The sequence below is a fragment of the Robiginitalea myxolifaciens genome (genome assembly GCF_900115205.1).
GTDB lineage: Bacteria > Bacteroidota > Bacteroidia > Flavobacteriales > Flavobacteriaceae > Robiginitalea > Robiginitalea myxolifaciens.
The window spans coordinates 253482-275477 of the sequence record NZ_FOYQ01000002.1; the positions used below are offsets into that span (position 1 = coordinate 253482).

The following is a 21996-nucleotide window of genomic DNA, read 5'->3' on the forward strand; positions in this document are numbered from 1 at the left end:
CATTCCTATGCCTGACGAAATCGCCACCCTTGTCCTCGCTGCAGGTGCGTCCCGTCGAATGGGCAGTCCGAAAGCCTTGCTTCCCTGGGGGCAACGAACGGTGTTGGAACACCTACTGGAGGAAATCCATGCGCAGGCCAATGCTGAGTATGCAGCCGATTCCCTGATAATTGTAACCGGCGCCCATCACGATCAAATAAAAAGCGCCATTCCCAGCTGGTCTGATATGCTTGAGTATAATGCAAGCTGGGATCAGGGTATGGGTAATTCCCTGGCTTTTGGTATTCAGCGTACGCAGGAAAAATTCCCCAATGCCATAGCCGTGATGATTCTCCTTGTAGATCAGCCCCTGATCGACCGGAAATATATCCGTACTTTAAAGGAGTATTCTAAGGAATACCCCAAAAAGATTATTGCCAGCCGCTACGCTGAGGGATTTGGAGCACCTGCAATAATACCTGCAATCCTGTGGGATTATATGCTGTTGGAAAGCCCGAAGCAAGGAGCAAAATCCTGGATGCGAAAGCAGGCAGCTATCCTCTCTCCGGAGCTACACCCGGATCTTCGGGATATCGATACGCCAGCGGCTTATCAAAGACTGCATAGCGAATGGAAACAAAATCAACCCAATACAACTGGCTAATAAAGAATTACATGAGAAATAGATACTACCTGATCCCTGTTTTCCTGATTACCTGCCTGATGTCCCAGGCCCAAACAATGGATTTGGAAGCGTATAATCCTGAATCTACCCTGGTGGTTCCGGAAAATCCGGTCTCCCGGGCAAAATTTCCCTTCATAGATATTCATTCCCACCATTTTCGCATGCCTGAAATGGATCTGTCTACCCTGGTCAGGCCAATGGATGAAATGAATATGGCCGTGATGGTAAATCTAAGCGGGCGTTCGGGAGATAATCTCAAACAGGCTATGGAAAATGTCAAGGCCAATTACCCGAATCGCTTTGTGGTTTTTGCCAATGTCGATTTCAGTGGGGTAGGGGAACCCGGCTGGGGAGAGCAGGCTGCTGCACAATTGGCTGCAGATGTTGAAAACGGTGCTTCTGGTTTAAAAATATATAAAAGCCTTGGCCTGAGGAATGTAGATGTGAATGGGAACCGAATTGCCGTCGATGACCCTCGTCTGGATCCGATTTGGGCCATGTGTGCGACACTAAATATTCCTGTACTGATCCATTCCGCTGATCCCAAGTCTTTCTGGGATCCAATGGATGCCAATAATGAACGTTGGCTGGAGCTTAAACTCCGACCCCGCCGTAAGCGCTCGGACACTGATCCCGCGCCCTGGCAGCAAATTATCGATGAGCAGCATCGTATGTTCAAGAAGCATCCCAATACCCGATTTATCAATGCCCATATGGGATGGTACGCGAATGACCTGGATAAACTGGCCACCTTTTTAGACGATATGCCCAATATGTATGTGGGCATTGGGGCCATTATCGCAGAACTCGGGCGGCAACCCAAGCAGGCACGGGCTTTCTTTATCCGTTATCAGGACCGGATTCTCTTTGGAAAGGATGCCTGGAATCCGGACGAGTACCCGACTTACTTCCGGGTGCTGGAAACAGCAGACGAGTATTTCCCGTATTACAAGAAGTACCACGCCTTCTGGGCCATGTATGGCCTGGATTTACCCGACGAGGTACTTCGAAAGGTTTACTATGCCAATGCCCTGAAATTACTACCTAACGTAGATCGATCGCTCTTCCCAACGGACTAGATTTTAGTAGCGAAGGGTGTCATTCATCGGATATTTACCTGTACGAGAAATATTCCTGCATTCGGTTCGTTCTTAGGGGAGTAATCGAAAAATTTTACAATGAAAAAGTTCGAATTGTTCCGGGCCATTATGTTCGGAATCCTCGCAAGTATCCTTCTTTTAGGGTGTAGTTCAGATGCCGACGAGCAGGAAATTGCCGAAGAGGCCAAACTTACCGATACAGAATTACAAGCAGTCTTTGAAACTGAAGAGTGGACGGGAGTTGCTGATAGTGCGCTTTCCGAATTGTACCAGGCTGGAAACAGTGCTTCCGGTAAAACCGCAGCAAATGAGTGCTATTCCGCTGAATACACTGAAAACGGATTCACCGCAACCTTTGCGAACTGTGTACTTAATGGTACCGAAAACGTAAATGGTACTTTGGTGGTTGTTTATGGAGTATCCGAAGAAACTGCCGAATATACAGCTACGTACGATGGTTTCTTTGTAGGCGAGGTGGAATTGAACGGTACGCGAAGCTACGTACTTAGTCAGGGAATGAATGAGAATAGTATTTCACTGACCGTGGTTAGCGATATGAGCGTGACCATGCCCGATGGAAGCATGCTGAGTGAAAGCGGTACGCGAACAGTAGAATTCGCTTTCGGAGAGAACTTTTCCGATTCTACTGTTAGCTTAAGCGGCGACTGGACGCTTATTAAGGATGGTAACACCTACAGCGTGGCCATTGAAAGCCCGCTGACAGGTAATTTTTCCTGTGAGTATTTGGTTAGTGGTCTGATGGAAATCAGCAAAAATGGTCTTGCCGTGATGGTAGACCTGGGAGATGGGAGTTGCGATAATACGGCAACACTTACCTATCCCAATGGAGCCCAGGAAACCCTGGAATTCTAAACCACAATATAGGTTGATTTAAAAAGAAAGGCCCCGCTAGTGCGGGGCCTTTTTGTTTCCTTGCGCGTGATGAGGGCGAAGGGAATTACGTTAGTAAACGTAGTTCCGACTCTCGGTCCAACGGACGCGCTTGCTATCCCTGAAGGAGGAAAAAGTAGCAAATCGACGGGCCTCGGTAGGAGACAGGTTTTTAAAAGGTTTCATGACAGTTCGTTTAAATGATTGATGATGATTGATGATTGACAGGGTTTGTGGCCCCGGGTTTAGTGAACGTAGTTGCGGGCTTCCGACCAACGTACTCGTTTACTTCCTTTGAAATTTGAGAAATAACTAAATCTTCTCGCTTCTGTGGGTGATCCAATACTTGTTTTCATGATGTTTTATTTTTTGATGATGATTGTTTTTTGTCTACGCTGATTCCGCCTGACCATCCCCATCCCAGGGCGAAGCCCCGGTCCAGGTAATAATATTTATTTTGTTTAAAGGTCATCGTATATCAATTTTGACTACACCAATAAGACGACCACAAAAATAAAATGTTACAGTACTATGCATAAAAAGGTACTGTTTTAAACAATTATTAAGAAAGAAAAATCGTCCCAAAATAATATAAACCATTGTTTATCAGATATATAAACGAAAGGTGTGAAAAAATCAGTTTTGGTAATATTTAACATATTTTCCGAAGTGTTGGTGATTATCTCGCATAAAATTTCATGAGAATTCTGCGCAAAATGGGTGAGCTTTTCCATTCATTCGTATATTTCTGCTGCCATGGAATTAAAAGGAGAGCACATATTTTTGACGGGAGCCTCTAAAGGAATAGGAGCTGGTATAGCCCATTCGTTGCTCGAAGCGGGAGCAACTTTAAGCCTGCACTATAATAGTGGGGTAGGAGATCTCGCAAAAGCCATTTCGGAACATCCGGGAGCGGCCCACCAACTCGTTCAGGCCAATTTTGAAGATATCGGGGTTATTCAGGAGCTTTTCGGTCAGGTTATCGGTTTCCAATCCCCATTAAACACCCTAATTCTGAACGCAGGTGTTTTTATTCCCCATGAGCCGGGGATGGCCCCTGAGACCTGGTGGGAAATTTGGCAAAAAACCATGCGGATTAATTTGGATGCCTGTGGTCTGCTCACCAAACTGGCTTTGGACCATTTTATGGAAAACGGTGGGGGACGTATAATATATATAGGTAGCCGTGCTGCTTTCCGCGGGGAGACTTCCGCTTATCTGGCTTATGCCGCCTCAAAGGGAGGAGTAACTTCCCTGGCCCGGAGCGTGGCGCGATCATTTGGCAAGTATGGGGTGAAATCCTTTGTGGTAGCCCCTGGATTTACCAGAACTCCTATGGCAGAGCCATTTATCAAACAGGCAGGTGAGGAGAAGATTCTGGAGGAATTAGCATTGAATGAATTAACAGAGCCCAAAGACATTGCACCCCTTATCCGGTTCATTTGTAGCGGACAAATGGATCATGCTACAGGTACAACAATTGACGTCAATGCAGGCAGCTATATGCACTAAAGATTACCCTTTGGCTAAACTTTTGTTAATTATAATAATAAGGTCTGCTATTTGTACTAATTTGAGCGATCATTTAACAAGCTGAACAAACTGGTATTCTTTGCGTGAAGCGTAAAATTTAACTGGTAACTTAAATAAAGACCCCTAAATGGAATTATTACTGCAACGGGCCGAAGAGTTCGAAAACAGAAAATGGTCCAGAATTTCAACAAGTGATCGGGTACAGGCCTCCCGAGATTTAAAAGCCCTGATCCTGGACATCAATGAAATATACAAACAGGATCGCGATCAGAAGTTAATGGACGTAATGAAGCGCCTGACTGAGATCAAACGTAAAATCGAAAAACGACTCAAAGGTCGTCTGGAGGTTTAATCCTCTGATACGTCAAAGAAAGAACCGTCCATTTTGGGCGGTTTTTTTGTTTACGACAAACTCTTACGCGATTGCAATCGGTAATTCCTGGAGAATTCCCACCCCCCTTGGTTGCTGTACTGCAAACTTCTCAGGTTGTATTTCATGTCTAGTGAACTCATGGCTCTCGTTTATTAAATAGACTTCCTATTTCGGGAATTGTTACATCTCCAGCACTTAGATTCTTTTTTGTACATTACCCTAAAGTCCTAATAACATGGTTTTTAGAGGTATTTTATTCGTGCTTTTCCTGAGTTTCCTCTCACTTCAATCGGAAGTTAACGCACAGGTCAGCGAACAGGGGTTTCAGGTAAGTATTGGCCGTTCTTTCATTGGGCCTGCCAAACAAATGTCCAATCATTTAGAGGACAATGGGTACAATGCCAGCTCTGCAGGATTCATCTTTGGTCCGGTGAACTATCCAGAGGAAACATCGGGCGGTACGGTCGTTACCCTGGCGTATCGGTGGGGAAATAACCCCCAAAATGGTTGGAAGGTCGAGGCTTTCTATGGGAATCTCGGGGAATCCACCGGTCAAAATGCCAGTGGGGATTTTATCGACGTAGGATTTCGAAGCATTGGCTTTGGAGCCAGTCGCATCTGGAACCGAGGCGCAGTTGAATTTAGCCTGGGGCCAAGAATCCTGGTAAATTCCGCTTTTGATATTGACGATTTAAACGAATCCAATAATACGCTCAATACAGCATTTGCCTTTGGAGTGGAAGGGGGTATGGATATCAGAATCTGGAAATCGGCCCGTACTTATGGGCTTCTTGGCGTCACCGGGCTGCTTACACATGGTACGGAAATGGGTCCCTTTCCAGAACAGTACAGTGACCCGGAGGAATTGGAAGCCACAACCTTGAATTACAGCCATGGAACCTTCCGTTTTATTTTAGGAGTCACTTTTTAAGACGGAGTCCGATTTCCCCGTAACTTAGCAGGGAATCTAAGGCATGGAAAAAAAGACCTCCCTTCCGCTCATTATTGCGGCATTCTTCGCCATCTATGTGATCTGGGGGTCTACCTATCTCCTGAATAAAGTTGCGGTAGGGGAGTTACCCCCCTTTATGCTGGCTGCTGTTCGCTTTGTCAGCGCCGGACTCCTGGTATTTGGAATCGCAGCATTACTTGGAAAACCTTTACGAATCAGCAGGAAACAATTCCTGAACGCCACCTTTGCCGGCTTCCTGTTTCTGAGTCTCGGGAATGGCATGGTAGTCTGGGCGCTGAAATACGTCGACAGTAACTTTGCGGCACTTATTATCTCTGCACAACCCTTGCTCGTCATGTTTATGATGTGGATGCTGCAAGGACAACGCCTGCGGCCTATGTCGCTGGTAGGTGTCTTTTTGGGAGCCCTGGGAATCTACTTACTGGTGAGTCAGGCAACCCTGGTGCGTCATCCACTGGCCTGGGTGGGAATCCTGATGATTGTTTCTGCCATGATTGCCTGGGCCTATGGAAGTTTGTTCGTAGGAAAGGCCGATATGCCGTCCAACTTCTTTGTAAACACCGCTTATCAAATGCTTATAGGGGGAATATTCCTGGGATTGATGAGTATTGGGGCAGGGGAGGCCTGGGTAGCTCCTTCCACCTGGTCATTGCCCACTATTTGGTCCATGGCACTTCTCGTGATTTTCGGGAGTATTGTGGCCTTCACTTCTTTTAATTTCCTCCTGAAGAATGTATCTCCCGAAAAGGTGGCCACGAACACCTATGTAAACCCTATTGTGGCCATGTTCCTGGGTTGGTATTTCCTGGAGGAACCCATAACCGGCCAGTCTATGGTGGCCGCGCTGATCCTGCTTACGGGTGTTTATTTTATCAACACCGGCCGCAAGAAGATTGGATTGCGGCGTTTCCAGGGTAAAGAAAATGGAGTACGCAAAGAAGCTGCTTCAGAAAGGGAGTAAGCCCCTAGAATACTATTTAATCAGGTCAAACCGGTGGGTGTACTTGATCGTGAATACCTGGTTATCCAGCCCGTCGATCATATCGTCGTCCTGAACCAGGTTCCACACCACAAACAGGCCGGTATTGGCGTTTTGCAGCCAGCCAAAGCGGGCATTGACCGACGTAATATTCGATACGTTGTTTCGCTGCACCAGGGTTTGAAGGAAGATTCGCGGGGTAAACGAATAAGCAAATCGCAAACCACCCACTACTGCCGTTTCAATCCCAGCTCCCAGATCCAGGTAATTGTGACTAAAGGTGAGGGAGGAATTAAACCGATCCCCCAGACGCAAGTTGGCAGTACCACTGTTGGATATACGATTTCCATCGAAGTACCCGCCGATAAAGGTTCGCGAACTTAAGGAGAAGGCATTGTTAGGATTGGTGATCAAAACAAGTTGCAATTCTTCATTGTTGTAATAACCCACAGGCACTTCCAAGCCCGCTATATCGAAGGGCGCCAAGACATTCTCAGCGGTGAAGTTGATTCCGGTGTGTATCTCAAAGCCACTGCGCCAACCCCAGTGGTTATCGATATGCCAGAAACTCGTAATCAGATCTCCGTCGAAATTCCAATATCCCCTGTAGGAAGTATGCGGCCGTATTTCCAGGAAGTTCCCCGCATTCTCGAAACGCTTGGCCTTGAATATCAAAAGCTCCGGTTTCCTAAAAGCATCGCGCTGCAGGAAGCCTACTTCCGGGTTAAATCCTTCGCCTACCTGTGTATACCCGGCCGCCAGGTTCCATCCATTCCAATCGTAATTCCCCCGAATCTTAAAGGCTATATCGTCGGATTCGATGCCGGGAGTAGTACTCTTGGCGATAAACCCGGTAACTTCTGCCTTATTGCCAATGCCCCACTTGCCATCGAGGGCAAAAACGCGGTTGTAATCATCGTCCAGGCCCCCTAAACCTGCTCGGCTAACAAACATTCCCCCAAGGGCAGAACGGCTGCCCTCAAAATTGTGATTTACCCGGGCTACGGAATAATTGTTTTCCACAATCCCCTGATCATCGATCTCGTCGGTAAATATGCTGAGCAATCCAACATTGGTTTGTCCGATCTTCCCCGACATACGTGCCCCACCGATGATGGGAACTATATTTCCACTGCCCGCCAGACCAATCCGGCGGCTGAAGAATAAATCCACTTCCCCCGGGGTACCCACCGTAAACTGCCCTGCATTCTCCAGGAAAAAGGCCCGTTTCTCAGGGAAAAAAAGGTTAAACCGGTCCAGGTTTATCTGCTGGTCGTCTACTTCTACCTGGGCAAAATCCGTATTATAGGTTAAGTCCAGTGTAAGGCTGGGAGTGATGCTGTATTTCACATCCAGTCCGGCCTCAAAGCGGGTATCGTTGTCGGCGGGATCAACCGAGCGATCGTTAACGACCTGTCCCAATACATAAGGAATGAGTTTCAGGTTCCCGGGATTCCGCAGGTTAAGTCCGGTGAGTTTTCCGGCCAGCGACAGACGCTTCATGTCAAAACCCAACGGGAGTCGGGTCCAAAAGGCCGTTTCGGTATTCTTGCTGATGTTACGCCTGAAGTTGAGTCCCCAGGTTTTATCTTCCCCAGGCGCAAACCGCAGAGAACTCAGGGGAATAGCAAATTCGGCACTCCAGCCGTAATCCCCGATCTCGGAGCGCACCGACCAGGTGGCATCCCAATTCAGGTTGGTTCCTCCTATTACCCCGCCCTGTTGACGGTTGGCGCTAAAACTACCCTTACCTTCATTGTCTATCTGTGCATCGTATTCCATACCCTGGCCATTGGTCCCAAAGAGGAATCCATTTTGCTGGTCGTTATAGGTGTCAACAATGAAAAGGAAACTATCCTCGTCGTTCAGGTCAGCATCGCGACGGGAGTCAGAAACAACAATTTTATCGGGCTCTGAATCGTAACATACCACGCCTACATAAAGCGTCCGTTGCGTATAGGCAATCCGGATTGCGGTCCGCTCAGATACCGGTTGCCCCAGGTTGGGTCGCAATTGCACCAAATCTTCAATGGCCGGGATGCTTTTCCATGCAGGGTCGTTGAGCACATCCCCATCGACTACCGGGCTTTCCTCAATAGCCGTTGCCATATACTCCGGGCGAACCACCGAGTCTATCCCGGTAGTTTGGCTGAGTAAAAAATGATGTACAAATAGGAATAGTAGGAGGAGGGAGGGTCTCAGCAGGGTTTTCATCTACCGGCGGTGCGTTTGGTTGGTACCGATAAATATAGTGTTTTTGGGAGGACAGCTTTACTCCTTAAGGGGTAGTATTTATAATCTCAAAAAAAGCAGCAGCATCCTTGAGGTTGCCTAAACCAAGTATGAAACAGGCTTCGGACATATCTGAAAAATCAAGGCCTCCTTTGAAAATATCGTTGTTGCGATAGCGCTGGTTCTCCCCGTTGTACCGATTGGCTTCCGCTAGGGCAAGTTCCCAAATGTCCCGAAGATCGGGATCTTGTAGCTCTGCTTCCAAATCAAACACCGCTTTGGTAACGAATCCCGGACTACCATTACCAACAGCGTTCCCATCCGGAATCTTGATATAATCGCAGTTTGCCTTTACGAATGTTAAATCCTTAGGGGTGGTCGACTGCTCGTTCCATTTACTGTGCTGCACCACGTGAAATTGCTTTTCGAGTTGCGTGCTGTATCCGTTTTTCATGAGTTTCGCCAGGACATCGGCGCTAAAATCTGATTGCCCCGCTTCTGCAATCCATACAGCACCGCCAGCATCTAATATTCCTGCGGCCCTTTCAGTAACAGTTGCCACAGCCCCATCCCAATCGGTATGAGCATCCGTCCAATTCCCGGGAAAAATCGCATCGAATAAGGTATTGGGTGGCACGTAGGCCCCGTTTTGCATGCCGTAGCTACCGCCTACCACGTGGAATTCGATATCGGAATAATCCTGGTGGCGCATCAAAGAGGCCAGGGCTGCAGCGCTATGCAGGTCGTCTACATCGGTTTTGCAATCGTATTGCGCCAGCAGCAGGTCCTTATCCCGGTTGAAAGCCACATCCTGGCCTGCCAAAGGACTGCAGCCGAGCAAGATCAGGATGAGCGAAGCGATACAGAAACGTGCAAATAAAGCACCCTGAGCCAAAAAAGTTGAAGATTGTGTCATAAATCTAAAGTACAAAAGCCTTGCTAAAGTCATGCCATTTATACAATGCCTGTATCTTTGCCGAAGAAAAAGAACCTTTTAATGATCCGATACGGCATTTGATCCGTACATAGGGTGGGTTCTAAATTAGATAAGGGCATCAATTTTCTTTTTCAACAATACCAATTCAATAAGCTTACCCGTCTGCTGTGCATTACTATGCTCCTGTTATGCGGTCCAACTCTGACTGCACAGGAAGCCGAAATGTATTCCGGGGAATTCCGTGTAGGGAAGTACTCCGGTCAGGCCAACTTTGGTTACGAGATCCGGGAGGGAGACACCTTGCTTCAGGGACCTTTTGTCTTTCAGCGCTCCAATTTGGGCGCCTTACTGGAATCCGGTGATTACACCTTTGTTTTCAGGGGCAATTTTGCAGACGATTATCCTTCGGGAGCCTGGGAATTTCAGTTCGGGGAGTTCAGTACCGACAGCCAAACCGAGGTCGTCGATTTTCAATATAAGGTCAATGTAAGCGGGAAGCAGCACGAAGCCCTGGGGATCATGTCCGAAGGGAAGCCTGATGGTCTCTGGACGCATACCGTCAATGAAGTGCGCAATTCCAAGTTGGAAGACGTCCTTTTTCGCAGCAGTATACGCTTTGATAAGGGAATTCCTCAGAAAACCTTTCAGATTGCCTTCAATGGCAATACCCTGGCTGGTCGCTTACTCAGAAACGGGTTGGCCCATGATCAATGGACCCTGTATTCAGATGAGGCTGCCGGAGGAGCTACTGAGCATTGGTTTTTCAATGAAGGCGTCTTAGAACGCCTCGAATTCCAAAGCGGGGAAGCATGGCAAACCATTGACTTTAGCGATAATCCAGGAGGAAACTACCGCGAGGCTGCCCTGGATCAAAACTTTTTCCAATCCCTGGAATGGCAGCTGCCCGAAGGTGCATCGTTGCAGGTTCCGGATATGCTTCAGGAGAACCAAAATCGATATGCCCGAATTAATGAGGTCTTAAGTGGGCTGGGTAAATCCGATTTTAAACCCGGGTTTCGGGTAAGCATCCCGGTTCGGGATATTCCAGTAGAAAATCTGGAGCTCTGGCAATCCTTTGACAGTATTCAGCGTAAGCTACTCACCAAGACCAACGAAATCCTCGAGAATCCGCAACTACAGTTGGCGCGAAGATCGGATGAGGAAGCGGCCACCTATTATACCCAGGTCGATACCATCAGGAAAACCTTTGCTTTACCATTTGCTAAAATGGCGCGCTGGGTGCGTTCCGGAGCACTGGGGCAAGCCAGTTTGGAGGAATTGAGCGTGCGTTTGTGGTCTACGGTTTATACCGATGATAAGGGAATCATAGATTACAGTGATTTTTCCGCTGAAAAGTATGTCGAACTCGCAACGATGATGCTCAACGGCCTGGAGGAAATCGAAGACCAAATTGCCACCCGTCTGGTTCGCCAGCGAGAAGCTCAGGAATTGCGGGAACTCGAAAAGGAAATGGTTCGCCTCATGGGCGTGTTGCAACTTCAGGTCGATTCCATTCCTCCTGGCTCTCCGGAAGCCGTGGATTTGGCAATCCGCGCCCTGGGAAGCTTTGGCGAGGAGGAAATCACCAATTATTCCTCCAAAATTGAAGATGAGGATAAAACAGCCAGTGCGCAAAAATTGGTTACCTGCCTGAAGGACCTGAATCGCTTAGCTGAAGCGGTTGCACAACAGCCCGAACGCCAGGCGGAGATCCGCGAGGCCTATACCGATCAAATCTGGAATCCTTTTACGGCCACCATTATGGATGAAACCGTAAAAAGGCGCTTGCTGAATGCCTATACCGATGTGCTGGTCAATCACATCCTGGAGGCGGCCCGGGGCGAAAATCCTTGTGAAAAGGCGGCTTACTGGGCCCAGGTTTTGGATGCTTCCTACGAAAGGATGCTCGAATTGCGCAAAGAAGATACTTCCAAACTGGAGCGAAAGCTAAAACGGGAAAAGAACCCGCAAACGGTGATTGACATGTTTGCCCTAAACCTCGACGTCGATGAATAGGGTTAACCTGCGCAATCCCATGGCGCTATTCCTGTTACTGGTACTTCTCCTGGCAGGGGGAATCCATAATTCCAGCGCCCAGGGGGAAGTCCTCCCGGAGGAAACGGAATACAAGGATCCCTTTACCAAGTTGTGGATCAACACCTATGGGAATATCCGGATCTCCAAACGGTTTATCTGGATTGCCGAGACCCATTTTCGCTTTGATGAAACCGAGGAAACCCCTTTTGTAGGGCAGATCGGGCAAATCTATAACCGCCATGCCCTGAGTTACATCTATTCCAAGTATTTCAATGTGAGCCTGGGTGGGGTGTTACGGGTCAACTTCAATACCGATCCGGATTCCGACGGGCGCAATGTGGTCCCGGAATACCGCATTTGGCACCAGTACCAGTTTGCACAACCCTTGTCCTCAATAATGGTGTATCACCGGATTCGGATTGAGCACCGCTGGTCCCAGGGCTTCGCGGACGATGCCGAATATATCTACCGAAATCGCTGGCGGTATATGTTGCGGATTAAAGTCCCCCTGAACAGTACTAAGTTCGAACCGGGTACCTGGTATATTAGCCCGGAATCCGAGCTTATTATGCAGAGTGGAAAGGAAGTTGTGGGCAGTGCATTGGAAGACTTGCGCCTCACAACAACCTTGGGTTATGTCCTGACCCCGCGCCTGACTATTGCCGGCGGTTTGATGTACTCTCAGGGACAAACCCTGGAGAACGCCGGGATATTTAAGCAGGGATTTACCTTCCGCGCCCACTTATACTACTCCCCGGACTTCAGAAAAGTGCGTAATAAGCTTCCTGCTATCCACCTGGAAGACTGATGTTTACTGCGATTTCGCAACAACTACACCTCGGGTTTTCGACGTTTCATGTACAAATTCCGGAAAACTTTACATTTTTTCACCTCCTCGTGAACTAAAAGGCATGATGCTGCGTATATACAATGCCTATGAAACCAAAACAACTTACGCTAATTAGCAGCTGTGTTGCCGTGATTGCCCTGATAGTACTGGGTGTCAAGCAACATAACCTCAATAAACTCGCTTCCCAACTCGAGGAAAGCCGTTCTGCACAGTGGGATGCCGACCGCGAACTCCAGACGCTCAAAGCCTCCGTTCATATCGATTCCCTCTTGGCTGCCGGCCAGTTCGATCAAGCTTTTTCTGCACATCAGGAAATTTCCGGACAAGGCGCGGAAGGGGAGTTTGCCGATAATACCACCCGGGGGATCCAATTGCGTATGGCGGTAATTGCCGACCTCTTGCGTCAACGCGATCAGCTTCAGCAAATGGTTGCCCAGCAAGCCGATACTGTTCCAGCGGAGATCTGGACGCCTGCAACTACTTCAGTGGCCAGCGTACGCCAGCTCGATTCGCTGCAGTTTGCCCTGGAGAAAGCCGAATTGGAATTGTCTGCCCTGCGTCGCCGGGTAAAATCCAATACACCTTCTGAATACCTGACCTTCAAGAATAACAAGGGAAAATTGGTGTATTACCTGGGCGAAGTAAAGAATGGCAAGGCCAATGGTCGCGGTGTAGGACTCCTGGAAACCGGGAGCCGCTATGAAGGGGAGTGGAAGGACAACCGTCGCCACGGCGAAGGTGCTTTTTATTGGCCCGATGGCGAATACTACATCGGATCTTATGAATTCGGACGTCGCAGCGGGCAGGGAACCTATTACTGGCCCAATGGCGATAAGTACGTAGGGCACTGGAAAAACGACCGTCGCAGCGGAGAAGGCGCTTTCTATGGAGAGGGCGAAGAAATCGTTGCCCAGGGAACCTGGAAGGAAGACAAGCTGGTTGAGGAGCGGTAGAACCTATCTCCAGACCTTTAATCCCCCTTACAAAACTTAATTTCCAAAACTCTTGTCCGGATTTTTTCCGGCGCTGTTGCCACTCGGAATGCACTCTGCAATTCCGTATCTTTAGGCGTCAAAAAATAGACGCCTTTTATGTTTTACTCCCAACCCTTTCGAAATTTTCCAAAGCCACAGGTTTTTGCTTTCGCAATCCTTACTTTTTGCCTCACCGCTTTTTCCTCCTGCAAGGATAAAGAAGCCGAAGAGGCCCCTGAGGTATTGGTTCAATACGACGAAGCTCCCAGTGATCTTCCTATAGATCGCCTGAATCTTCCACCTGGATTTACCATTGAGGTATACGCCGATAGCGTGGAAGGTGCACGCTCTATGGCCATGGGGGAGGACGGTACCCTGTTCGTGAGCACGCGCTCCAAGAAAAAGGTTTATGCCGTGCAGGACCGGGATAAAGACTATAAGGCCGACCGGATCATTATTCTGGATTCTACACTTGAAGTCCCCAACGGTGTTGCCTTCAGGAATGGCTCCCTCTATGTAGCCCAGGTAAATCGGCTGTTGCGCTATGACAATATCGAGGCTAACCTGGATAGCATTCCCGAGCCCGTTGTGGTTTACGACGATTATCCAACTGAATTTCACCACGGGTGGAAGTACATTGCCTTTGGCCCGGACGACAAACTCTACGTTCCGGTAGGGGCTCCCTGCAATATTTGTGATTCTACGGTTTCGGACATGCGTTACGCGACCATTACCCGAATGGATCCCGACGGAAGCAATCGCGAAATTGTAGCCCATGGCGTGCGCAATACCGTAGGCTTCACCTGGCATCCCGAAACCGGTGACCTGTGGTTTACCGACAATGGCCGCGACATGATGGGCGACGACATTCCGCCTTGTGAACTCAATAGAGTAGGGGAAGTAGGGCAACACTTTGGCTATCCCTTCTACCATGGCGGAACCATTCCCGATCCTGAATTTGGCGACAAGCGGCCTATGGAAGATTTCGTACATCCCGTTCAGAACCTCGGTGCACACGTAGCTCCCTTAGGCGTAAAATTCGCTACAGGAGGAATGTTCCCGGAAAGCTTCAATAATGTGGCCTTGCTGGCAGAGCACGGTTCCTGGAACCGCTCCAAAAAAGCGGGTTACCGAATTTCTATGGTGCCCCTGGATGGAAATGTGTCTACCGGGTATTCCACCTTTATCGATGGTTGGCTCAACGATGAGACCCAGGAACAATTCGGCCGCCCCGTAGACTTACACTTCCTGGAAGATGGCTCCATGCTCATCTCCGACGATTATGGGAATGCGATTTACCGGGTTACTTACAAAGGAGCGGAAACCGTAGCGAAGAATTAATCGAGCCCCAGCGTTTCCAGTTCCTGTTCGGAAAACACACGGGATTTAATCACGAATCGAATGCCTAGGGGAATCTCCAGTGAAAAGCTGGAACCCCGTCCTTTGGTGACATCTACCGTTAGCTGGGTGTGTTTCCAGTACTCATACTGGTCTTTGGACATATAGAAATCACATCCGGCGATGTTACCCAGGAGGTGGTCTGTTTCATTTAATAAGAGCTCTCCTTCGGGCAAACACATGGGGGAAGAACCATCACAACATCCCCCACTTTGATGAAACATGAGCGGGCCATGTCTTTCCCTTAGGGAATCGATAACCCGCTCTGCTGCTTCAGTTACTAAAACACGCTTGATCATTTTAAAAGAACCCAAGGGCATTTTTATCGTGGGAGATCAACATGTTTTTAGTTTGCCGATAGTGGTTAAGCATCATTTTATGGGTTTCCCGACCAATACCTGATTTTTTGTATCCGCCAAATGGGGCATGGGCTGGATAGAGGTGGTAACAGTTTACCCAGACGCGTCCGGCCTGTACCTGTCGGGAAATCTGATAGGCCTGGTGCGTATCCCGGGTCCACACTCCGGCACCTAATCCGTAAAGGGTGTCATTGGCGATTTCCAGGGCCTCAGCCTCATCTTTAAAGGTGGTAACACAAGCCACAGGACCAAAGATTTCCTCCTGGAAAACCCGCATTTTGTTGTTTCCTTTTAACAGGGTAGGTTGAATGTAATAGCCTCCCTCGAGTCCTTCATTGTAGGCGGCATTTCCTCCTGTGAGCACCTCACAACCTTCGTCTTTTCCAATATCGATGTAGTTGAGGATTTTCTCGTACTGATCGTTGGAAGCCTGAGCCCCCATCATGGTAGTGGGATCCAGCGGGTGTCCGAGTTTAATGGCATTTACCCGTTCGATTACCCGCTCAATAAAATGATCGTAAATACTTTCCTGAATCAGGATTCGTGAAGGACAGGTGCAAACCTCGCCCTGGTTAAGGGCGAACATGGCTGCACCTTCCAAGCACTTATCAAAGAATGCATCATCGGCGTCCATGATGCTTTCAAAGAAAATATTAGGACTCTTTCCGCCTAATTCAAGGGTAACCGGTATGATATTTTTGGAGGCATACTGCATGATCAGTTGGCCCGTAGTAGTCTCCCCGGTAAAAGCAATTTTATTGATCCTCGGACTGGAGGCTAAGGGTTTTCCGGCCTCGATACCAAAACCGTTCACCACGTTAAGGACTCCATCCGGAAGTATTCCTTCGATAAGTTCCATAAGAATCAGGATTCCCACTGGGGTTTGCTCAGCAGGCTTTAGGACCACACAATTCCCGGCCGCAAGGGCAGGAGCCACCTTCCAGGCCGCCATCAGTAGGGGGAAATTCCAGGGGATGATTTGTCCTACAACCCCGAGAGGCTCTTTGATGTTCATGGAAATGGTACTGGAATCCAATTCGCTAACCGTTCCTTCCTCAGCACGGATTACCCCGGCAAAATACCGGAAGTGATCTACTGCTAAGGGCAGGTCGGCCGCCATGGTTTCCCGAAGGGCTTTCCCGTTATCCCAGGTTTCCGCCCGAGCTAAAACCTCCAGGTTCTGCTCCATAACGTCGGCGATTTTCAGCAAAAGATTACTGCGCTCCGTGGCGGAACTATTGTTCCAAGCTGGGGCTGCCTTCCAGGCGGCATCGATAGCCAGGTCGATGTCCTCGGCAGAGGATCTGGCAATTTTGGTAAAGCTACTGCCATCTACAGGCGAAATATTGTCAAAATATTCCCTCTTAACCGGAGCCGTCCACCGGCCTCCAATAAAGTTTTCGTACTGGTTTTTGAAGCTCGGCTTCTGTATAGCCGTTTTCTCCGAAGTGCTTGCGTTACTCATGTCTGTCTATTTATCAGTTGTTGCTATAATTATTTGAAAGACAAGGTACTGGCTAAAGCTATTTTCCCTTTGAACAATCCGATCAACCCTGTGAACAATTCTATCATTTTTTAAATAATCATTAGAAATAGTGTATCTTTTATTCAGAATTCACAATAATTGTTTAAAAATGTTGCCGAATATTTAAACGCAAATGCAATTACCTGAATCCTTTTACCGTTCCCGAAAGCTCGTAGACCTGGTCGAAAACCAAACGTCTTATGAGCTGGAAGACTCTGCGCTGCACATCTTTGAAACCCATCTTCGGGCCAACCGGGTGCAGTTGCAATTTGGGTCGTTTGTATTGGCCAGCATGTTCCACGGAAAGAAAATCATGCACCTGCGGCAGAAGCCCGGCTTCGATTTTTTACCCGGGGAATCATTGATCCTGCCTGCCGATGAATTAATGCGTATCGATTTCCCGGAAGCCCGGGAAGATAATCCCACCCGTTGCCTGGCTATGGAGATAGGGGATGAGCGCCTGAATTACACGGTTCAGTTGATGAACGAAAAGATGACCCGGACCGACGGGCAGGAGTGGAACTTATTGGATTACAATTTCCACTTTACCAACGACAATTCCATTTATCAGATTCTCCAACGATTGGTATACCTGTATACCGAGAATCATCCGTCCAAGGACCTCTTCGTGTCCAATATGCTGCAGGAACTGGTGGTGCGTATCCTGCAGGCGAATGCCAGGAAAACATATACTGATAACGCTGCAGCCCTGGCTGGTGGAAAGCGACTGGCGTATATCGTTCAATTTATCCGCGATAACCTCCACAATCCATTAACGATTCGCGAACTCAGCAATAAGGCCTGTATGAGCGAAAGCCATTTCTACAAGGTCTTTAAACAGGAAATGGGCATTTCACCAACAGACTTTATCAATCAACAGCGCATTGAGAAAGCCACACATTTGCTCGAAGATCCCGCTATTGATTTAACCGAAGTTTTCCTCGCCAGTGGTTTTACTAATCGCTCTTATTTTAACCGCCTGTTTAAACGGCAGAAGGGGATAAGCCCTACCGTATACCGCAACCGCTTTATTCAAGGTTAGCAGCCGCTACATACAATTCGCCTGAATTTTACGTTTTGAATTCATGGCAAGATGGTTCGTACTTTTCTTTATACTCTTAGTTGCGTGTAGTACGGATAACGAAAATCCTCAGGAGAGGGTTCCCGAAGAGCCAGAGACCTTGCTTGATGCCATTGTGAGCGCTTCGGTCGCTTTTTCGTATTCCGGACAGGAAGTTCAGGACTTTGTACTGGCACCGGGCCAGGCCTATGTTAGCGGATATTTTTACTTCGAAGAAGACCTGGCCGAAGATGTGATCTTTGGACTGGATATCGAGTTTTTGGAAGGGGTAGAGAACCCCTTGCGTTTTGAAGGTGCAGATTGGATGGCGCTAGCCGGATTTACGCGTAGCGGATTACTCTGGTTTCCGGTAGGATTACCCGAAAATTTAGAAGGCATGCCCACACCCACGGAAAACTGGGTGGTTGAGGATCTTGGGATAACCCTGCAACCCGGCACCTGGTATAAGATGACGATCACCTGCGATTTTGAGGCCCTGGAATTCATTTCGGTGCGTTTGGAAGGAGGAGGAATCGATACTACGGTTGATATTTCTGGGAATCAATTGGAATATCCCAATTACGCGCCCTTTGATAAGGCCAACCTAACGGCCTATACCTTCGCACTTCGCGGGCAGGAATTTGCCCCAACCAACCCCGAGGGTTTTAACGTGTACTTCGATGATGTTGAAATGGGCGTCCAGACCAGCGCCACGGACTTTACCGTAGTTTTCACAGACGGCTTCGAGAGCCAATCCGACGTTCGTGAAATTCCAATCACTGACGTTCCCATTCCGCTCGAAACCATTCCCGAGCACACCTGGTATCTGGAAAACGACGACGCCAAACTATCGATTTCCGACCACTACGCCCGCACCGGCAATTACTCCTTGGAGTGCTCTGCGGATTTGAGAGTTAATGATTCTGGGAACTAGGATCTGGTTAAAATTTCTTCTGACATAAAATCGGTGACGTTCTGTAACAATCATGTCACAGAACTGATTTTAGATCAAATAGCGTAGCTATACAGAAATTCTTATATGGTTGAAACATAATTTATATTATGTCAAATAGAGTATTTCAAGAATAGTGGCATATTACTTCTCTTGCTTTCTGAAATAGATAATCTACTACCCCTCTTCCGGTAAAGTCTCCGAAATAATTCCGCTGTAGCGAATAACATCGCGCTGTGGGCTGAATAAGGAAATTAGCGCGGATCTGTTTCCTTTAAAGGTAAGCTGTATCCTGAAGCGCTCGAATCCATCTTTGGCAAAGAATTCAATGTGTTTGCCTTTACGATCGGTCCAGGATTTAAAATCTTCATAATCTGTATCCAATAGAATGCCGTTGTCAATGGCGTTGTAATTGGTAACGACATCCCGAACTCCGAAATACGGTAAATGAACCTTAACAGAATCGCCGCTTACAGCAATGTAGTGTCCATCTCCGTCTACATTGATCTGTGTTGGAGAATTGCCCCTCACCTGCGTAAATCCCAAATTGGCGGTACTTAAATATGCCGAAGAACCCAGAGGATATACAAAGGTAATATCCACATTAAAGTTTTTCTCAGGAATCGTAGCCAATTCGGCCATCATTTCCTGGGATGCCGTTTGTTTGGAACTAGCACAGCTACTTGTAGTGGTTCCCAGTACCAGAATAATACCGCTTACCCAGAGGCTGTAACAGCAAAGAAAGATGAAATTTTTGCGGCTTTGGTTCATTATAGAGTGTTATGTTCTCTACTAGAAAATTAACCGCATTATCTCCTGGATATTGCCAAAAATCTCACAATTCACATGCTTTTAGCATTTTATTGTGAATCCAAAAGAGCTTGTGCTTTGGCCTTAAGATCGCTGCTTGCCTCGGATTCCAGGAGTTTTTTTAACCAGGTTGCCGCTTCCTCTCCTTTCTCCTGTTTCATCAGGATTCCAGCCTTGGTAAGCCATAGTTCCGGGGCTTCAGGATACATTTCCAGGGTCATGTCAATCACAAATCCCGCTTCCATAACCTGACCCCCAGCGAGCAACTGATTTCCTGCAGTATCAAAGGCCGTCATAAAGTCATAGTACGCATAATTGGGATCCCGAACCATTCGCGCTGCTTCCGAACGCACTTCGGCCATCTTTCCCTCCATAAAGAGTCCGGTCAGATACTCCATTGGATTTGCGATATAGGTAGTGTCCTTGAATTTCAAAGCTGCTTCCAGGGCTGGGTCGTTATTGGTTCTGTAATCTTCAAAGGTTTGGACGGCTTCTATTTGGGGATAAAGCGCGTCGTCGTTCTCCCACTGGGGTTTGTCCTGCCACCATGCAAACGACAAATATGCCTTCATTCCGGAATTAGATAATTCAACAGGTCGGGTATCTCCGTAAAAGTTGATGTTCTCCCCTGTCCCCTCGCCTACGAAAATTGCGTTGGTATAATTGTCCATTTCATTGACCAGGTTCTGACAGGCCGAAAAGGTACGCCTGCCAATAATGACCATGAGTTTGCCAGGCTGATTGATCTTTTCGCTTTTGATAAGCCCGGTTATAATAGGCTTGTTCTTGTAATTATTCCCACCTCCGTTCAAGCGCACATCTATGATCAGCTTCTCCACGTCGTTATTCTCAATAAAATCAAAGAGTTCGGCGTAGAACTGTGGGATATTCTGCGAAGGATCGTCCTGGATCTGACTGTGACGGACGTATACGACCTTTTCTTCTTCCAGGTATTCGTAGAAGTAGATTTTCTCCAGGTTTTTCAGGTACAAGGGTGTTTGCGTGGTGTCACGGGCATCGACCCAGTCGGTTCCAGGTTGTACCATTCCGTATTGACGTGGAAATCTTTGGGCCTTTACAGCCTCCAGGCTTACATCAAAGGTCTTTCCCTCCTGCTCTACCGTAAGGTCAATCGACATCTTGAGTTCCGGGATTACTCCCTGGGCATGAAGGAATTCCGGAAAGGTCATGTAGTGGATCCCGTATCCTTTTGCAAATTGCTCATTTTCAGCAGGTATAACGGGTAACATTTGTTGTTTTACTTTCATTATAGGTACGCCCTCTACAGCTACCACCCGAGCTCCTGCAAGGGAGGCATTATCCTGGTGAACCCCCTGAATAAAAATGCCATCTTCATATTCATAGAGGATAATAGGTAATTGATGATAAGGTACTTTCTGCTCCCAATAGGCCAATTGGGTGTGACCATACTTTATGGAGGCTACGATTCGGGCTAATCCCACCATAATTTCATGGGGTTGCATGCTTGGGATCTTATCATGCAATTCAGACACAGCTGCATCAAATTCCTCCGGACTAATTTTTTTCAGGAGGAAGGGAAAGTTGGTATGGATTGTTTTCTGAAGGGAGGCCAGATCCTCCTGCCAGGCTTCGGCGCTGAGTTCTAATGCGGGGTGCTCCTCTTCTGTCTGCGCTTTTAAGGAAACAGGTGAAAGGCAAAATAGTAAGCAAATACAGGTGAGTACAGCTGTTTTCATGGTGGTTGGTTTTTGATGATGATACCTGTTAGTTGTCTCCTATAGGGATTTGTTACAGAAATCCCATACAGATTGGTGATGAGCAAGGAATTACTCCTCTTCCAACAGCGTTGGGGCTTCACCGCTGGAATTGATCACCCAACGGTCCCCATAAATAGAGCGATAAACGATCCGATAATCGAATTTCTTATTCATGAGTACACCCATAGCTGATTTCATTTTCTGATGGCATTCTGCGTCTTCACAGAGTTGAACCAGGAGCCGCGAGGAACCGGCAGCAATGGCCTGCCCCGGACTTAGATTGGCATCCATCACAATATCCACATCCTCCATTTCCGGTACCATGGTAAAGTAGAAATCTCCGAAATCGATATCATTCCACTTGTCGTTATAAAAAATTTCACGACTCTCTATAATCGCCGGGCCCACTCCGTAATTATGAAGCTCCATCCGGGTAAAGTGTGCGGAATTGTCATTGATGATTTGGGCTCGTAAATAGGGCATTACATATAATCGGCTTTGCTTTTCTATTATATTCGTTTGCCGGATAAAAATGTAGAGCGTCGCCAGACTAATAAAGACAGCTGTAAAGCTTACGATTTTGTCTGAAGTCCAGAATTTTTGTTTCATA

Annotated in this window: 20 protein-coding genes; 13 read left to right on the forward strand and 7 right to left on the reverse strand. The window is 47.7% G+C overall.

Going from position 1 to position 21996, the window contains the following annotated elements; all coding sequences use genetic code 11:
- The first annotated feature begins 7 nt into the window (after positions 1-7).
- From BM318_RS09275 to BM318_RS09310, 7 genes are all read left to right on the forward strand, one after another.
- Positions 8-643: a nucleotidyltransferase family protein gene (locus tag BM318_RS09275; protein WP_092982343.1), complete on the forward strand. Its 636-nt coding sequence runs from the start codon at positions 8-10 to the stop codon at positions 641-643.
- Positions 644-654: 11 nt separating this feature from the next.
- Positions 655-1743, forward strand: coding sequence for an amidohydrolase family protein (locus BM318_RS09280; RefSeq protein ID WP_092982344.1), 1089 nt, complete (start codon positions 655-657; stop codon positions 1741-1743).
- Between the two features lie 99 nt (positions 1744-1842).
- Positions 1843-2637, forward strand: coding sequence for a hypothetical protein (locus BM318_RS09285; protein WP_092982345.1), 795 nt, complete (start codon positions 1843-1845; stop codon positions 2635-2637).
- 774 nt (positions 2638-3411) lie between these two features.
- Positions 3412-4167, forward strand: coding sequence for an SDR family NAD(P)-dependent oxidoreductase (locus BM318_RS09295; RefSeq protein ID WP_092982347.1), 756 nt, complete (start codon positions 3412-3414; stop codon positions 4165-4167).
- Between the two features lie 148 nt (positions 4168-4315).
- Complete coding sequence (locus BM318_RS09300; RefSeq protein WP_092982348.1) at positions 4316-4540, forward strand: hypothetical protein; 225 nt, start codon at positions 4316-4318, stop codon at positions 4538-4540.
- A 256-nt stretch (positions 4541-4796) separates the two neighbouring features.
- On the forward strand, positions 4797-5492 hold the full coding sequence (locus BM318_RS09305; RefSeq protein WP_092982349.1) for a hypothetical protein: 696 nt from the start codon (positions 4797-4799) through the stop codon (positions 5490-5492).
- 43 nt (positions 5493-5535) lie between these two features.
- On the forward strand, positions 5536-6495 hold the full coding sequence (locus tag BM318_RS09310) for an EamA family transporter (RefSeq protein ID WP_092982350.1): 960 nt from the start codon (positions 5536-5538) through the stop codon (positions 6493-6495).
- Between the two features lie 12 nt (positions 6496-6507).
- Here BM318_RS09310 and BM318_RS09315 read toward each other — a convergent pair whose 3' ends face one another.
- Together BM318_RS09315 and BM318_RS09320 are read right to left on the reverse strand one after the other, a co-directional pair.
- Positions 6508-8727 (reverse strand): carbohydrate binding family 9 domain-containing protein, encoded by a 2220-nt coding sequence (locus tag BM318_RS09315; protein WP_177218287.1) that lies wholly within the window; start codon positions 8725-8727, stop codon positions 6508-6510.
- Positions 8728-8791: 64 nt separating this feature from the next.
- Positions 8792-9661, reverse strand: coding sequence for a hypothetical protein (locus BM318_RS09320; RefSeq protein ID WP_092982351.1), 870 nt, complete (start codon positions 9659-9661; stop codon positions 8792-8794).
- A gap of 198 nt (positions 9662-9859) precedes the next feature.
- Here BM318_RS09320 and BM318_RS09325 point away from each other — a divergent pair, with 198 nt between their 5' ends.
- The 4 genes from BM318_RS09325 to BM318_RS09340 all read left to right on the forward strand — a co-directional run bounded on the left by BM318_RS09325 (position 9860) and on the right by BM318_RS09340 (position 14884).
- The gene (locus BM318_RS09325; protein ID WP_143099953.1) at positions 9860-11698 is read left to right on the forward strand and encodes a hypothetical protein; all 1839 of its coding nucleotides are present in this window, start codon (positions 9860-9862) and stop codon (positions 11696-11698) included.
- Positions 11691-12527, forward strand: a complete 837-nt coding sequence (locus BM318_RS09330) for a DUF2490 domain-containing protein (RefSeq protein ID WP_245759796.1) — start codon at positions 11691-11693, stop codon at positions 12525-12527. Before BM318_RS09325 ends, BM318_RS09330 begins: the two co-directional genes overlap by 8 nt.
- A gap of 128 nt (positions 12528-12655) precedes the next feature.
- Positions 12656-13522 (forward strand): MORN repeat-containing protein, encoded by an 867-nt coding sequence (locus tag BM318_RS09335; RefSeq protein WP_177218288.1) that lies wholly within the window; start codon positions 12656-12658, stop codon positions 13520-13522.
- A 138-nt stretch (positions 13523-13660) separates the two neighbouring features.
- Complete coding sequence (locus BM318_RS09340; RefSeq protein ID WP_092982354.1) at positions 13661-14884, forward strand: PQQ-dependent sugar dehydrogenase; 1224 nt, start codon at positions 13661-13663, stop codon at positions 14882-14884.
- Here the strand turns inward: BM318_RS09340 and BM318_RS09345 are convergent.
- Entirely contained in the window at positions 14881-15240 is a 360-nt protein-coding gene (locus tag BM318_RS09345; RefSeq protein WP_092982355.1) for a DUF779 domain-containing protein, read from the reverse strand. The two genes, BM318_RS09340 and BM318_RS09345, sit on opposite strands and share 4 nt — an antisense overlap.
- Before the next feature lies 1 nt (position 15241).
- Positions 15242-16765, reverse strand: coding sequence for an aldehyde dehydrogenase family protein (locus BM318_RS09350; protein ID WP_092982356.1), 1524 nt, complete (start codon positions 16763-16765; stop codon positions 15242-15244).
- Between the two features lie 193 nt (positions 16766-16958).
- Between BM318_RS09350 and BM318_RS09355 the strand changes: the two genes are divergently transcribed.
- Both BM318_RS09355 and BM318_RS09360 read left to right on the forward strand, forming a co-directional pair.
- Entirely contained in the window at positions 16959-17867 is a 909-nt protein-coding gene (locus BM318_RS09355; protein ID WP_092982357.1) for an AraC family transcriptional regulator, read from the forward strand.
- 43 nt (positions 17868-17910) lie between these two features.
- Complete coding sequence (locus BM318_RS09360; protein ID WP_092982358.1) at positions 17911-18819, forward strand: hypothetical protein; 909 nt, start codon at positions 17911-17913, stop codon at positions 18817-18819.
- 195 nt (positions 18820-19014) lie between these two features.
- Here BM318_RS09360 and BM318_RS09365 read toward each other — a convergent pair whose 3' ends face one another.
- The 3 genes from BM318_RS09365 to BM318_RS09375 form a co-directional block, all read right to left on the reverse strand.
- Entirely contained in the window at positions 19015-19608 is a 594-nt protein-coding gene (locus BM318_RS09365; protein ID WP_092982359.1) for a DUF4251 domain-containing protein, read from the reverse strand.
- A gap of 89 nt (positions 19609-19697) precedes the next feature.
- The gene (locus tag BM318_RS09370) at positions 19698-21365 is read right to left on the reverse strand and encodes a S41 family peptidase (RefSeq protein WP_092982360.1); all 1668 of its coding nucleotides are present in this window, start codon (positions 21363-21365) and stop codon (positions 19698-19700) included.
- 90 nt (positions 21366-21455) lie between these two features.
- Entirely contained in the window at positions 21456-21995 is a 540-nt protein-coding gene (locus BM318_RS09375; RefSeq protein WP_092982361.1) for a hypothetical protein, read from the reverse strand.
- Position 21996 lies beyond the last annotated feature (1 nt).